This is a genomic window from Bradyrhizobium liaoningense, from assembly GCF_018130955.1.
GTDB classification, from domain to species: domain Bacteria; phylum Pseudomonadota; class Alphaproteobacteria; order Rhizobiales; family Xanthobacteraceae; genus Bradyrhizobium; species Bradyrhizobium liaoningense_C.
Genome location: NZ_JAFCJM010000001.1, coordinates 18,861 through 33,214, shown reverse-complemented (window position 1 = coordinate 33,214; position 14,354 = coordinate 18,861). Strand labels below are relative to the sequence as shown.

Sequence of the window (14,354 nt, the reverse complement as noted above, 5' to 3'; positions counted from 1 at the left end):
GTCACAACGTTCGCTCAGGGCAACAGCTTGTATTTGCCGTCCTCGATCTGGACCAGGATGCGCGAGCGGTCGTCGACGCCATGGCGATCCGCCGGCATGTAGGTGTAGACGCCTTGCGTGCCCACCACCTCCTTGGTCGTGAACAGCGCCTGACGCAGCGCGGTGCGAAACTCCGGCGAGCCCGGCTTAGCGCCGGTCGCCATCGCGCGCTTGGCAGCGTCAGCGAACACCAGCCAGCCATCGAAGGAGTAGGACGAGAACGAGTCGGTCGGCGCTTCGCCGTTCGCCTTCTCGAACGCTGCGCGAAACGCCAGCGCGACCTTCCGGATCGGATTGCTCGCCGGCAACTGCTCGGCGGCCGTCACCGGCCCGGTGGGACAGATGATGCCATTGGCCGCCTTGCCGGCCAGGCGCAGGAAGTCGGCGCTGATCAGGCCGTGATTGCCATAGAGCGGCCCCTTGTATCCGCGCTCGGACAGCGCGATGACCGGCAGCGCACCCGGCGTTCCCGTGCCGCCGAGCATGATTCCGTCGGGTCTGGCCGCGAGTGCGCGCAGCACCTGCGCCGTCACAGAGGAGTCGGACCGTGCGTAGCGTTCGTTGGCGATGACCTTGATGTCGGCCGTCTTCGCAGCTTGCTCCAGCGAATTGTACATGAGATCGCCGAACGCATCGGAGAAGCCGATGAAGGCGACGGTCTTGAGGCCCTTCGCCTTCATGTGGTCGACGATGCCCTGGACGAGCAGCGGCGTCGGCTGCGGTGTCTGAACCACCCACGGCCCGCCCTCGCCTGGCGGCACGGGTGCGATCGGCGACACCGCTATCATCGGCACCTTCATCTCGATCGCGGCCGTCGCCATCGCCAGCGTCTGCGGTGCCCCCGACGTGCCGATGAGGATGTCGACCTTCTCCTGCTCGACGAGCTTGCGCGCGTTGCGCGTCGATGCGGTCGCATCGGAGGCGTCATCGAGCTGGATGATGCGCAACTTCTCGCCGTCGATCTCGCCGACATAGGCCTGGCCCGCCGCGATGCCCTTGCCGTTCGGAATGCCGATCGACGACACCGGCCCGCTGAGGGCTGTGACGAAGCCGACGAGAATCTCCGCCTGCGCAAGTTGGGGCGCAACGAGGAGCAGAGTGGTCGAGACCAGCAGGGTCTTGAGCAAGTTCATGGCACCTGTCTTTCGTGAGGGTTTCTTGTTCTGTTTGGCAAGCGCCATCGGTTCGCTTCAGCTCGCGCCGACCAACGCGATGACGCGGAGCGGGCTGCCGGAACCGTTCTGGATCTTCAATGGCGAAGCCACGATGACCGCGCCAGTAGCAGGAAGCTGGTCCAGGTTGCAGAGGCACTGCAGGCCATAGCGGCCGGCCCCGTGCAAAAAATGATGCGCAGGATAAGGCGGGTCCATATGCCCGGCCTGCCCCGCATCCGTGCCGATCGTCTCGGTGCCGAAGCCGATGACGCTGCGCTCCTCGACCAGCCACTTCATCACGGCCGGGTTCGGGCCCGGCGTATGTGCGCCGTCATCCCTGAGGTTGGCATAGTCGCGCCAGCCCTTCTTGGACCAGTCTGTCCGCAGCAGAACCCAGTGACGTGCGGGAATCTTTCCATGCTGGGCTTCCCAGGCCTCGACGACAGGCACGGTCAGCAAAAAGTCCGGGTCCTTTGCGGCTTGCGCGGAACAGTCGATCACGCAGGCCGGCGCGATCATGTCCTTGGCCGGCATGGTGTCGACCGCATTGTTCGGAAGATCCTTGCCGGTGAACCAGTGGATCGGTGCGTCGAAATGCGTGCCGGTGTGCTCGCCGAAGGTGACATTATTCCAGTACCAGGCAGGACCGCGACCGTCGTAACGCGAGATCTCCTGGATGCGCACCGGTGCGGCCTGGCCAAACTCCGGCGGCAGCACAATGACGGGGAAATCCGGACTGAGCGTGAAGGTGAGGTCGACGACGCGCACCGCGCCGGAAGAAACCGCACTTGCCAGCTCCAGGAGACTCTTGGTTTGCATCGTCACATCCTCCGGCTTGGTTGAAGTTTCGATTTTTACCTGTCGAGCTCACGCTCGAGCGCTTTCGGATTGGCCGCGAGACGCTGCCGGATTTCTTCGGCGACATCCCCGACATACATGTCTTCCAGTCCGCTCCTGAGCCCTGACACGATGGCCTGCGCGATCGCACGCGGCGCGACCTTTGGCGGCGGCACGGTCTGAAACCATTCGGTATCGACCGGCCCGGTGAAGAGGTTCATGACCTTGACGCCCCCGGGCCTCAGTTCACTGCGAAGACAATGCGACAGCGACAGGCACGCCGCTTGCGACGCCGAATAGGAGCCGAAGGCCGGCCAATTCGCGAGCGCATAGACCGAGAGGATGTTGACCCAGGCAACGCTGTTGTTGATACCGTCGGCGCCGCGCATTCGCATCGCGGGCCCAAAGGCCTGGGCGAGATTGATGAAGCCGAGATAGGCCTGATCGATCTCGTCCCGCGCGATGCTCGTGCCCCGGCGGTCGAGCAAGCCGCCGGGCCGCACATGCTCCGTCGTGTTGACGAGGATATCGACCTTGCCACCGATATCGGCCGCGAGATCGGCGGCGGATTTCTCATCCGCCGCATCCAAAGCGACGATTTCGATCCCGTCCTGTCCTCGCAGCAGCTTCTCGCCGGCGAACGGCCGCCACGGTTCCGCGACGCCGACGAACACTGTCTTTGCGCCGGCTGCCTTCAGCGCGGCGACGGCCTCCTGGCCGACGACGGTCCGGCCATTGGTCACGAGCACGCGCCTGAATTTTGGATCGGCCGTCATTTCCCGCCACTGCCTGTCGTCTGCCATGTTGGGAGTCTCCCCCTCCGGTCGGGCAAAGGCCACCGCCTGACCGCTCTTGTCGAGTTGGAGCGACATGCTGATAGCCGCACCCTCTGAACAATCGGCATGGAGATGCGCCACGATGGTCGGGCCGCAGTCCATCTTGACGAGGCCGATGCGCCAGGGCGCCCGCTCGCGAAAGTAGACATCGCTCGGTACGCGCGCGGTGGTCTCCGCAAGCAACACGCCCCGGCGTGGTGCATCGACGAATGCGAGATCGGCCGACAGGCAAGACGGACACGCCTCGCGCGCCGGATAGGCAAAGCTGCCGCAGGCCTCGCAGCGCTGCAGCATGAAGCGGCCTTCGGCGGCGGCGCGGGTGAAGCCGTGCGATCGCCGGCTGCGCGGCCGCGGCGGCGCCGTCGGCAGCCGCGTCCGCAACAGCGGATTCTTGCGCTTGGGCGGCTCAATCGGATCGATCATCGCGAAGGCCCTGCAAAGATCGCGGCGCCGGAGGCGAGGCCGCGGTCATAATTGATCATACCGAAACCGGAGGCCAAACCGAGGCTCGCGTTCTTCACTTGCGTGGGACCGGCGGTTCCCAGCACCTGCCGCAGCCCTTCGACGAGCCCGAGATAGGCACCAGCGGCGCCGGCCTGTCCGGCCGAGAGCTGGCCGCCCGAGGTGTTGTGCGGGAAGTCGCCGTTGATGGTCAGGTCATGCGCGCGCACGAAGGCGGCGCCCTCGCCCTTCGCGCAAAAGCCGAGATCCTCGAACTGCATCATCGTGATGACAGGATAGTCGTCATAGGTTTGCACAATATCGAGATCGTCGGGGCCTACGCCGGCCATCGTGTAGAGCTCGCCGACATCCATCGCCCAGCCGCCGCGCACCTGCATGGGATCGTCGGCGAACGCGTTGTGGCGCTCGATCGTCGACAGAAGTCTTGCGGCCGGCAGCCCCAGCGATTTCGCCGTCTCGTCCCGCATCACCAAAAACGCCTCGGCACCGGCACAGGGCATCACGCAGTCGAAGAGATGGATGGGGTCCGAAATCGGGCGGGCCGCCAGATATTGCTCGATCGTGAGCGGCGCCTTCATCAGCGCGTGCGGGTTGCGTAACGCATTGGCGCGCTGGGCCACCGCGATCCTGCCGACGTCCTCGCGCGTGACGCCAAAGGTCCGCATGTAGTTGCGGGCAATGAGCGCAAAACTCGAATTGGCGCCGCCCGCGCCGTAAGGGTAGACCGCGTCCTGATTGAAGCGCGAAAAATTCTCGAGCGTCAGGCGGAAGGAATCGACGTGGTTGGTGTCACCAGCAACGCACGCCACGATGTCGGCGTCCCGCGCCTGCACGGCGCGCGCCGCCTTGCGCAGCGCCGCGATGGCGCTGGCACCGCCGAGCGGAATCGTATCCAGCCAGCGCACGCAGAGGCCAAAATGCTGCGTCAAGCCAACGCCGCTGTCCGTACCCATAGTGAAGCTGGAGACGCAGAGACCGTCGATGTCGGACGCCTTGATGCCGGCCTGCGCGACGAGCCCGGCGAGCGCGCGACCGATCCACCACTGCGCGCTTTCAATGGAGTAGCGCGCATAGGGGACGGTGACGGGCGCGGCCATCACGACGCTGTCATAGGGTGTGCGCAACGAAGTCGTCACAGCTCGCCTGCCTCGCTCATGCGCCTCAGATCACCGTGAGCTTGACGTCAATATTGCCGCGCGTTGCGTTCGAATAGGGACAACGCTCGTGTGCGCCCGCGACGACCGCTTCCGCTGTCGGCCTGTCGATGCCGGGCAGACTGACCTTCAGCTCGACGGCAAGCGCATAGCCGACCGGAACCGGCCCCATCGCGACCCTCGCAGTCACCGACGGCTCCGCAGACGGCACGACCTTCCTTGTGCGCGCCACGAGCTTGACCGCTCCGAGAAAGCACGCGGCATAGCCGGCCGCAAAGAGCTGCTCGGGATTGGTGCCCTCGCCACCTGGGCCGCCCAGCGACTTGGGCAGGGACAACGACACCGACAGCAGGCCATCGGCGCTCGCGGCCTTGCCGTCGCGGCCGCCGGTCGCCGTCACTTCGGTCTCGTAGAGGATTTTTTCAGGCGTCATCATGTCCGCTCTCCCGACTCTAACTTCGCTTACGCGCGAGCAACGCGCGGAAATCGCTGCGGGCCTGGGCGCTGGCGCGCTTGAAACTGGGTCCGCGGCTCGGCTCGGTACCGTTGAGTTGGCGGAGTTGCACCCACATCTCGGCACTCTTCAACGCCACCGCCGCGCAATTGACCACGGGCGCATGCCCGATCTTCAAGCCATGCTCGCGTCCAATCAGAAGGCCCGGCAGCACGCCGGCGGGGATCACGACGTCGGCGCCGCGCGCGACCAGCGGCTGCGCGCAAGCGACGAAATCCTCGACCATGCGGGCGTGCGCGGCCTGATCGCCCGCGAATGCACTCGCAAAATCCTCCGGCTTGCAGCCGAGCCCTGTGACGTGAACGACGCGCTCGCCGATGCCGTAACGCTCGGCTTGCTCATAGTGATAGACCTCGAACACGGGATCGAGCGTCACGAGGCCAAGACGCCGGCCAAGCTGCGAGGCCGCAAGCAGCGTCGCCTCGCCGGTCCCGATCACGGGAATGTCGAGCGCCGAGCGCAGCTCGTACAGACCGGGATCCTGGAAATGCCCCATGACGAAGGCATCGAACCCGCCCTCTTCGGCGGCGAGGCCGTTGTCGATGGCCTGAATCGCGCAGCGCATTTCGGCGAGCCGGCCGAACTCGCGGTCCGGCGGCGAGATCCCCTCGACGTGCACCGTCGTGCCGGGGGCTGCGATGTTGTTGAGGTATTCGGACAGCAGCGCCAAGTAGGGCGCGTTCACGCTCGCATCCACGAAGCTTTGCCAGAAGATGCGCATCGTCCTTCTCCTCAAACGGTCATGGGAGGATCGGTCGTCGGCTGCCGATGAATATATTTCAACCATAAACTAATTGGCGCGTCAAATGGGCGCGCCGACGTCGGCGAGGCGCATCGCACTGCAACAGCCAGTAGGCCCCTTTTGCGAGGGTCCGTGATCAAGGATTTGGCGGATGCGGGCGAAATTGTATGCAACGACATTTTTTTCTAACAGCCCCGTGACACCTGTTGACGGCCGCCCAGATATTACTTTAGGCTTTAAGTAATCCTCCACCGGTCGGGAGCCGGTGGCCATGACAATGATGTTGCAGGGCACCGATTTTGAGAAACTCAATCGTGCGGACAGTCGCCGGACCTGAACGGCCGGTAGCAGCATCGCCAGTCGCGTATCGCGACCGTGGCAACGACCTCTCATCGCTCCGCAAATCGTCCGATCTTCGCCATTCGAGCGGCCGGCGTCGCCATGGCCGCTGACATCGGGCGAAACGAACTGCCTTTGGTCGCGCCCGGCGTTCGGCGCTGCAGGAACATTTTCCGATCGGCCTTTCATATCCTTATCAACGGAGGAGAACGCGTATGCGCAAGACTCTGAGCTTCCTCGCACTTGCTGCCGGCGTGCTGGCGGCACCAGCCGCGCAGGCCGACATCACCATCGGCTTCGTGACGTCACTGAGCGGCAACGGCTCGTCGATCGGCATCCCCTACGGGCGCGGCATCAATGCCGCATATGAGTACAAGAAGACGATCAACGGCGAGACAGTCCGCCTGATCCAGCTCGACGACGGCTCGGATCCGTCCGCCGCGACCCGCAATGCGCGCAAGCTCGTCGAGGAAGAGAAGGTCGACCTTCTCATCGGTACGGCCACTGCCCCCTCCACCATCGCCATGGCGGCGGTCGCGAGCGAACTGAAGGTGCCGATGATCGCGGTCTCCCCGATCGGCAAGCTGCCGGAATCGCCGGAACAGTGGGTCGTCTCGGTGCCGCAGCCGGCATCGCTGCTGGTCAAGATCGTCGCCGACCGCATGAAGCGCGATAACATGAAGAACATCGGCTATATCGGCTTCTCCGATGCCTGGGGCGACCTCGTCTATAACGGCGCCAAGGCGGCCGAGCCGATCGACGACATCAAGATCCAGACCAACGAGCGCTATGCCCGCACCGACACCTCGGTGACTGCGCAGATCCTCAAGGTGATGGCCGCCCGTCCCGACGCCGTGCTGATCGGCGGCTCCGGCACGCAAGGCGCGCTGCCGCTCCTCACGCTTGCCGAACGCGGCTTCAAGGGTAACACTTACGGAACGGTGGCGCTGGTCAATCCTGATTTCGTCAATGTCGGCGGCAAGGCGGCCGACGGCATCCAGGTGTCTGCCGGCCCCGTGATCGTGGCCGAGCAGCTGCCCGACGAGCATTTTGCCAAGAAGATCGCGCTGGATTTCCGCGCCGTCTACCAGAAGACCCACAACATCCCGACCACCGACGGCTTCTCCGCCTATTCCTTCGACGCCTGGCTGATTTTTGCCAACGCCGCCGAACGTGCGCTCAAGACTGCAAAGCCCGGCACGGCCGAATTCCGCGCCGCGCTGCGCGACGCGATCCTTTCGACCAAGGAGCTGCCGGGCGTGCATGCCGTCTACAACTTCAAGCCCGGTGCGGTGACCGGCGTCGACGAGCGTGCGCTCGTCGTGGTGCGCCTGACCGGCGGCGCCTGGAAGTACGCGCCGTAGTCTGAAGGCAACAGGCGGCCAGAACGAGGAAACCACGTCTCCATGACGAGCGACATCGCAGCCATCCTCGGGATCGACGGTATCGCCACCGGCGCAGTCTATGCGCTGGTGGCGATCGGGACCGTCCTTATCTTCACGGTGACGCGGGTCATCTTCATTCCCTTCGGCGACATCGCGGCGTTTACCGCGCTGACGCTGGCGGCGCTCGATGCCAAGCGCTTTCCGGGAACCGGCGCGCTGGTCGTGATCCTCGCCTGCCTCGCTACCCTGATCGAAATCCTCTCGCTGCTGCGCGCCGGCGAGTTCCGGCTTCTGCCCCGCGCGCTCGCCTTCTACCTCGTGCTTCCCCTCGCGGTGGTCGGCGCGGCCTGGCTCACGATGCGGCTCGACCCGCCGCTCGCCGTCCGGCTCGTGCTTGCCTTGATGCTCATCATGCCGATCTCCCCGCTGCTCGACCGCATCGTGTTCCGCCCGATCGCTGATGGCACGGTGCTGTTGCTGCTGACGGTCTCGGTCGCACTGCACTTTGCCCTCGTCGGCCTGGGTCTGCTGTTCTTCGGCCCCGAGGGTGTGCGGACCGAACCGCTGACCTCGCTCTCGACCGAGTTCGCGGGCGTCTTGATCTCGGGTCAGACCATGCTGATCGTGATCGCAGCGCTGGTGTTCAGTGGCCTCCTTTATCTCTTCTTCGACTACACGCTGGTCGGCAAATCGCTGCGCGCCACCGCCGTGAACCGGACCGGCTCCCGCCTGATGGGAATCAGGCCCGCGCGCGCCGGCACCATCGCTTATCTCCTGGGCTCGCTGATGGCCGGCGTCTCCGGCATTTTGATCGCGCCCGTCAACACCGTCTTCTACGATTCCGGCTTCCTGATCGGCCTCAAGGCCTTTGTCGGCGCCATCGTCGGCGGCATGACCAGCTATCCCGGGGCCGTGATCGGCGCCGTCGGCGTCGGCATCCTGGAGAGCTTCGCCTCGTTCGAGAGCAGTGCGCTCAAGGATGTCATCGTGTTCTCGCTGCTGATCCCGATCCTGATCTGGCGATCCCTCGCCTCGCTGCATTCCGAGGAGGAGATCGAGGAATGACGCGTTTTCAGATCCAGCTCGCCGCGCTCGCGGCCGTGGTGTGCCTCGCGGCTGCCCCCTTCGTGCTGAGCCCGTTCAGCATCACGCTGATGAACTATATCGGCATCTATTCTCTGGTCGCGATTGGGCTCGCGCTGCTCACCGGCGTCGGCGGCATCGTGTCGTTCGGACAGGCGGCCTTCGTCGGCGTCGCCGCCTACGCAACCGCGTGGGTATCCGCCCTCAACGGTCAATCGCCCTGGCTCGGCCTGCTGTTCGGCGTTGTCCTGACCTGCGGCGTCGCGACCATTCTGGGCGTCGTCACCTTGCGGCTTCAGGGTCATTTCCTGTCGCTCTCTACCGTCGCATGGGGTCTCGCCATCGGATTCCTGTTCGGCAATGTCGAGGGGCTCGGCCGCTTCAACGGCATCGCGTCGATCCCGCCGATCAGCTTGGGGCCCTATGCGCTGGTCACGAGCTCGCAGATCTACTTCCTGATCTGGGGCATCGTCGCCGCGGTTCTCGTCCTCGGCTACAACCTGCTAGACTCCCGGCTCGGCCGCGCCATGCGCGCGCTGCGCGGCGGCAACACGCTGGTCGAGAGCCTCGGCATCAATGCGTTCCGGATCAAGCTCGCGACCTTCGTGATCGCGGCGTTCCTGGCCTCGCTCTCCGGCTGGCTCTACGCCCATCTCAGCCGCTTCATCAGCCCTGGACCGTTCGATGCCGGCATGGGCATCGAATATCTCATGATGTCGATGGTCGGCGGCGCGGGCAGCCTGCTCGGCGGCGTCGTCGGCGCTGCCATCGTCACGCTGCTGAAGAACAGCGTGCAGGACTATCTGCCGCTGATCGCCAAGGGCGCATCCGGCCAGCTCGAGATCGTGGCCTTCTCCGCGCTGTTCATCCTGTTCCTGCAATGGGCGCGGCAAGGCATCGTGCCGTTCGTGGCGCGCTACCTGCCGAAGGCCAAGCGCGAGCGGCCGCAGCCGGCACCGCCATTGCCGCGCCGTTCGCAGCCCAAACCGGGCGAGCTGCTTCTGAAGGTCGACGGCGCCGAACGCCGGTTCGGCGGTCTGATCGCGGTCAACAATGTCAGCTTCGACGTGCGCTCCGGCGAGATCCTCGCGGTCATCGGCCCGAACGGCGCCGGCAAGAGCACGATGTTCAACTGCCTGACCGGCGCGCTCCGGGTCAACAAGGGCGACATCGTGTTTGCGGGACGCCCGATCACGCGCGACCCGCAGGCGCGGATCGCCAAGGCCGGCATCGCGCGCACCTTCCAGCATGTGAAGCTGCGGCCGCGCATGAGCCTCTTGGAAAACGTGATGCTCGGCACCTATGCCCGCACCCGCACCGGGCTCTTCGCGGGCGCCTTCCGCCTCAACCAGCGCGAGGAAGCTAGCGCCCGGCACGAAGCTTTGATGCAGCTCGAGCGCGTCGGGCTCGGCGACAAGCCTTTTGAGCTCGCGGGTAACCTGCCCCTCGGCAACCAGCGCATCCTCGAGATTGCGCGCGCGCTCGCCGCCGACCCGGCGCTGCTGGTGCTCGACGAGCCGGCGGCGGGTCTGCGCCGCCAGGAGAAGCTGCGGCTTGCCGAGCTGCTGCGCTCGCTGCGGGCGGATCATCTCACCATCCTGATCGTCGAGCACGACATGGAGTTCGTGATGTCGCTGGTCGACCGCATCGTGGTGCTCGATTTCGGCTCAAAGCTCTGCGAGGGCCCGCCGAGCGCGATCCGCAGCGACGAACGGGTGCAAGAGGCCTATCTCGGAGGCGTCGCATGACCGCGATGTTTTCCATGACCGACGTGACCGTCTGCTACGACAACGTCGAGGCTGTCCGGAACGTCTCGCTCTCGGTCGAGGAAGGCCAGATCGTCACCGTCATCGGCCCGAACGGCGCCGGCAAGACCACGCTGCTGATGGCCGCGATCGGCCTCTTGGCCTCGCGCGGCCGCATGATCTTCCAGGGCAACGACATCGGAAAAATCCCGGTCGAGGACCGCGTCGAGCGCCGGCTGTGCCTGGTGCCGGAGAAGCGCGAGCTGTTCTCGGACATGTCGGTCGCCGACAACCTCCTGCTCGGCTCCTACAGCCTGCGCGACCGCTCCGGCGTGGCGAAGACGCTGGACGAGGTCTACGACCGCTTCCCCCGCCTGAAGGAGCGCCAGCGCCAGGCGGCAGGCACGCTTTCAGGCGGCGAGCGCCAGATGCTCGCGCTCGGCCGGGCACTGATGGCGAAGCCAAAACTCCTGATGCTGGACGAGCCCAGCCTCGGTCTCGCGCCGCTGATCGTGCGCGAGATCTTTCGCACCATCGCCTCCTTGCGCGATCTCGGCGTTTCGATCCTGCTGGTGGAGCAGAATGCCCGCGCCGCGCTCGAGACGGCCGATTACGGCTATGTGCTCGAAACCGGCGAGGTCGTGCAATCAGGCCCGGCCAAGGACCTGATCCATGATCCCAGGCTGATCAGCGCCTATCTCGGCGGGCACTGAGGCGACACGCAGCCTCACTGCGGGCCGAAGTCTCGATCCGTCACCCCCGCGCAATGGCGAAGCCATTGTCGCTGGAGGCGGCCGCTTCTTCAGCGGCCCTCGAAGGGCGACGGCCCGGCTGCATCGGCGCCGTTCATCCTTCGAGGCTCTCCATGCGCCGCTTCGCGCCGCATGGCTCACACCTCAGGATGACGGGCTTCGCCCGAGGATGTCGGTCGCCCGACCAAAACATCGAAAACAACCCCATGCACAGTAGCCGACGGGTGCCGGCAGGCATCTTCGTATTTTACGAATTTCGCTTGACCCGTCGGGCAAATCAGGTGTATATTGCCATCATCGCAGCCAATGTCCGCTACCCGACCAGCCGCGGACGGCGCTGGGTTGCGAGCGGCTTCTCGGCCAACAGCGCGCGCAGCCATTCGCGGAAGCTGACGATTTCAGGGCAATCCGCGGTGCCCTCAGGCGCAATCAGCCAATCACCCAGACCTGATCCCGCATTGACCCGGTCGCAGCGATAGCCCGGATGGTGGCCAACACCGCGGGCTATCAGCAGGTCGACCTTGCCCTCGACCAGCTCGTGCAAACCGGCGGGCTGCAGCACGCGCAAACCGATCTCCACATGCGCGCTGCGAAACCCCGCCAGATCGAGGCGGCGCAGGTCGAAGCTGGCATGAACGCCCAGTTGGAGCAGCACGCTACCTGCCGGCTTCAATTGCGAGGTCGCCTCCGCGATCTGTCGAAAGCCTTCGGAGACCCCGGGCAGATAGGCCTGACCGGCTGCGGTCAGGATCAGCTGCTTATGCAGCCGCTCGAACAGCGGCACGCCGAGGCGCGCTTCCAGCGCCTTCACCTGCTGCCCCACGGCGGCAGGCGTCACGTGCAGCTCGTGCGCGGCCAGCTTGAAGCTAAGATGCCGCGCGGCGGCCTCAAAAGCGCGGAGCGCGTTGAGCGGAGGAAGGGTGTAGGTCATCGCGCCGCAGTTTGACACCGATAGGCCGCGGCCTTGCAATAGATTTTCTTGCGCTGAGCCGCAGCAAAGATGCTTTGCGCGGCTGCGATGCTGCCGGATACGGTCAGCCCGCAAATTTGTCGAGCAGGAGACGCACCGAAATGGTTCACATCGTCAGCCACAATCCCGCAACGGTCCACCCTCCCGCCGGCGGCTATTGCATGGGACTTGAATTGACGCAGCACCGCCGCCTGTTGTTCATCAGCGGCCAGGTGCCCGAGAGATCCGACGGCACCGTGCCCGAGGGTTTTGAGGCGCAGTGCGAGCAGGCCTGGCGCAACGTCACGGAGGTGCTCGCCACCGCTGGTCTCCGCGTCGAGCATCTGGTCAAGGTCACCACGTTCCTGACCGACCGGAATCAAGTCGTGACCAACCGCGCCATTCGTCGCAAAATGCTCGGGGACCATCAGCCGGCGCTGACGGTCATGGTCGCCGAGACCGTTGACAGCAAATGGCTGCTGGAGATCGAGGCGATCGCCGCGGAGTGACACAGCTTCACCGATTTTCCAACAAGCCAATTCAGGTGTCCCATGGCTGAGACCGTCCATCCCTTCTACGAACGGCATCGCGGCGCCATGGAGGCCGCCATGCGTGAGCGACTCGACCTCGCCGAAGCGATGTTGCGCGAGCGCGCGCATCTCACCGATATTGACGGGATCAGGCAGGAGGTGATGGACGAATCTGAAATCGTCCTCACCCAAATGCCCTATGTCGGAGGCGCGGCAAGTCGCATGAGCGATTTCTTCATGCGTCTCATGGGCTTCATGGCCATCAGCCGGGTGCTCCGGCGACACGGCGTTCCGCTGCCCGTGATCGGCGACATCGAGCGGGAAACCTACAAGGCGCAATTGCTCACCGTATCAGAGGCCGAACGTCTCGCCGCGGGGCGTCAATTCATGTCGTCGGAGAACCAGGCTTTGCTACGCGCGCAGGCGGCCAAAAGCGCTACAGAAAGCCACCAGAAGGAGTTTCCGGGAGATTTCGTCTACAATTTCGTCGAACCGGGCCCGGGTGACAATTTTGAATTCGGGATCAACTACAAGGCATGCGGCTTCTGCAAATTCGCGGCTCGTCATGGAGATAAAGAAATCCTGCCGAACATTTGTGGGCTCGATTTCGACGCCTACGCAACGCGCGGCATTCGTCTGGAAAGGACGCAAACGTTGGCCGGCGGCGCAAGCCACTGCAATTTCCGATTCTCGCAGCTTGTGTCGGACTAGGACGATGAAGCCGTAGGATGGGTTGAGCTCTTGCGAAACCCATCAGCGTGATCACATAAGCAGCGCTGCTGTGCCGTGTGCATTATTATTGATGGGTTTCGCTACGCTCTACCCATCCTACGAGCTGTTTGATGATGGGACGCCCGAGGCTTGCCGTTCCTTCGCTTCGTAGTATTCGGCTGAGAACTTGATTGACCATCGCGCGAAGAATGAACGCAATTCCTGAGTGGGCTTTTCGACGCCGAAATGTTCGGCGACATGCGCCTCGCGCAGCCACCTCACCGCCGATGTGAGGCCGGCCGTGCGCTCGAGCCGCTCAACCGCCGCGATTCCGGCGATCTCTGCCTGCCGATAGCGAAAGCCGACTTTTCTGATGACATACACGCACTTGATGGTTTCGTAGCCCTTGAAAACGAATTGAACGAATGGATGTTTTTTGGCCTGCGGCCAGGCAGCCGGGTAGACCGGTAGCACCAAAAGCTTGCTCTTCGCGATGACCGTTGCGAGCGGATGCAAGAGTTGCATCCATGCTGGCCAGGATGCGACCTTGGCAAACAATACCGCGTGCATCGCCGTTGCAGCCCCGAAAGAGATCGGCAGCCAAAGTACTGCGCACAGGATGACGAGCAATGCGGTGTTCGGCGTAAGATACCGGCACCTCCTAAACACCCATGCCATGCCGCCTTCAAAGGCATCATGTACAGCTTGTTCGAACGCGCGATAGCTGATCTTCCGCCGGAACCACAACCAGTTCCGGCGAATCGATCTACTCCACTGTCGACGTTTCGCCTCGGATAGGGGAAGGATGCGCAACGCGCCGTTTATGACGGTAACGATCACATCGCCAAGAACCTTGGCCGCAAAGAGCGGAAGCCAGACAATCTGCATTGCTAACGGGAAGGCGTAGTCGAGCATCCGGATCAAGATCGAAAGAACGAAACGGAGGGTCTTGCTTGCGGCGAGCGCGACAACAACAAGTGGGATGATAATCACATCGTCGATGGCGCCGCGGAAGCGGCTTTCCTCGGTCCATGCCGGGTGACGACCATCGGTCACTGTGCAACGTCCAGGCTGAGAACGCGGGATCGTGCCGGCTCAAATTAGCATATTACAAGCTCAAGG

General features: G+C 64.2%; 15 protein-coding genes. 6 read left to right on the top strand and 9 right to left on the bottom strand.

The genetic code is table 11. The features are described from left to right. Window positions 1–14: 14 nt before the first annotated feature. The 7 genes from JQ632_RS00160 to JQ632_RS00130 form a co-directional block, all read right to left on the bottom strand. Window positions 15–1,172 (bottom strand): ABC transporter substrate-binding protein, encoded by a 1,158-nt coding sequence (locus tag JQ632_RS00160; protein ID WP_212400201.1) that lies wholly within the window; start codon window positions 1,170–1,172, stop codon window positions 15–17. A gap of 57 nt (window positions 1,173–1,229) precedes the next feature. Next, entirely contained in the window at window positions 1,230–2,012 is a 783-nt protein-coding gene (locus JQ632_RS00155; RefSeq protein WP_212400200.1) for a cyclase family protein, read from the bottom strand. Window positions 2,013–2,047: 35 nt separating this feature from the next. After that, window positions 2,048–3,289 carry an SDR family NAD(P)-dependent oxidoreductase gene (locus JQ632_RS00150; RefSeq protein WP_212400199.1) on the bottom strand — a complete coding sequence of 414 codons (1,242 nt, stop codon included), beginning with the start codon at window positions 3,287–3,289 and terminating at the stop codon, window positions 2,048–2,050. Continuing rightward, window positions 3,286–4,464, bottom strand: coding sequence for a thiolase family protein (locus JQ632_RS00145; RefSeq protein ID WP_212400198.1), 1,179 nt, complete (start codon window positions 4,462–4,464; stop codon window positions 3,286–3,288). The genes JQ632_RS00150 and JQ632_RS00145 overlap by 4 nt, the downstream gene beginning before the upstream one ends. Before the next feature lie 25 nt (window positions 4,465–4,489). Then, window positions 4,490–4,918, bottom strand: a complete 429-nt coding sequence (locus tag JQ632_RS00140; RefSeq protein ID WP_312015545.1) for an organic hydroperoxide resistance protein — start codon at window positions 4,916–4,918, stop codon at window positions 4,490–4,492. 16 nt (window positions 4,919–4,934) lie between these two features. Beyond that, window positions 4,935–5,717, bottom strand: coding sequence for an aspartate/glutamate racemase family protein (locus tag JQ632_RS00135; protein ID WP_212400197.1), 783 nt, complete (start codon window positions 5,715–5,717; stop codon window positions 4,935–4,937). 81 nt (window positions 5,718–5,798) lie between these two features. Next, window positions 5,799–6,266: a hypothetical protein gene (locus JQ632_RS00130; RefSeq protein WP_212400196.1), complete on the bottom strand. Its 468-nt coding sequence runs from the start codon at window positions 6,264–6,266 to the stop codon at window positions 5,799–5,801. A gap of 26 nt (window positions 6,267–6,292) precedes the next feature. Here JQ632_RS00130 and JQ632_RS00125 point away from each other — a divergent pair, with 26 nt between their 5' ends. From JQ632_RS00125 to JQ632_RS00110, 4 genes are read left to right on the top strand one after another with little or no spacing between them, the layout of a single operon-like run. Next, window positions 6,293–7,441 (top strand): ABC transporter substrate-binding protein, encoded by a 1,149-nt coding sequence (locus tag JQ632_RS00125; protein ID WP_212400195.1) that lies wholly within the window; start codon window positions 6,293–6,295, stop codon window positions 7,439–7,441. 42 nt (window positions 7,442–7,483) lie between these two features. After that, on the top strand, window positions 7,484–8,527 hold the full coding sequence (locus JQ632_RS00120; RefSeq protein WP_212400194.1) for a branched-chain amino acid ABC transporter permease: 1,044 nt from the start codon (window positions 7,484–7,486) through the stop codon (window positions 8,525–8,527). Further along, window positions 8,524–10,293, top strand: coding sequence for an ABC transporter permease subunit (locus JQ632_RS00115; protein WP_212400193.1), 1,770 nt, complete (start codon window positions 8,524–8,526; stop codon window positions 10,291–10,293). The genes JQ632_RS00120 and JQ632_RS00115 overlap by 4 nt, the downstream gene beginning before the upstream one ends. Next, on the top strand, window positions 10,290–11,003 hold the full coding sequence (locus JQ632_RS00110) for an ABC transporter ATP-binding protein (protein ID WP_212400192.1): 714 nt from the start codon (window positions 10,290–10,292) through the stop codon (window positions 11,001–11,003). The genes JQ632_RS00115 and JQ632_RS00110 overlap by 4 nt, the downstream gene beginning before the upstream one ends. A 352-nt stretch (window positions 11,004–11,355) precedes the next feature. Here JQ632_RS00110 and JQ632_RS00105 read toward each other — a convergent pair whose 3' ends face one another. Then, window positions 11,356–11,973, bottom strand: coding sequence for a LysR family transcriptional regulator (locus tag JQ632_RS00105; RefSeq protein ID WP_212400191.1), 618 nt, complete (start codon window positions 11,971–11,973; stop codon window positions 11,356–11,358). Between the two features lie 140 nt (window positions 11,974–12,113). Here JQ632_RS00105 and JQ632_RS00100 point away from each other — a divergent pair, with 140 nt between their 5' ends. Together JQ632_RS00100 and JQ632_RS00095 are read left to right on the top strand one after the other, a co-directional pair. Continuing rightward, window positions 12,114–12,500, top strand: a complete 387-nt coding sequence (locus tag JQ632_RS00100) for a RidA family protein (RefSeq protein WP_212400190.1) — start codon at window positions 12,114–12,116, stop codon at window positions 12,498–12,500. 42 nt (window positions 12,501–12,542) lie between these two features. Then, entirely contained in the window at window positions 12,543–13,232 is a 690-nt protein-coding gene (locus JQ632_RS00095; RefSeq protein ID WP_212400189.1) for an L-2-amino-thiazoline-4-carboxylic acid hydrolase, read from the top strand. A 117-nt stretch (window positions 13,233–13,349) separates the two neighbouring features. Here JQ632_RS00095 and JQ632_RS00090 read toward each other — a convergent pair whose 3' ends face one another. Further along, on the bottom strand, window positions 13,350–14,288 hold the full coding sequence (locus JQ632_RS00090; RefSeq protein ID WP_212400188.1) for a hypothetical protein: 939 nt from the start codon (window positions 14,286–14,288) through the stop codon (window positions 13,350–13,352). Between the last annotated feature and the right edge of the window lie 66 nt (window positions 14,289–14,354).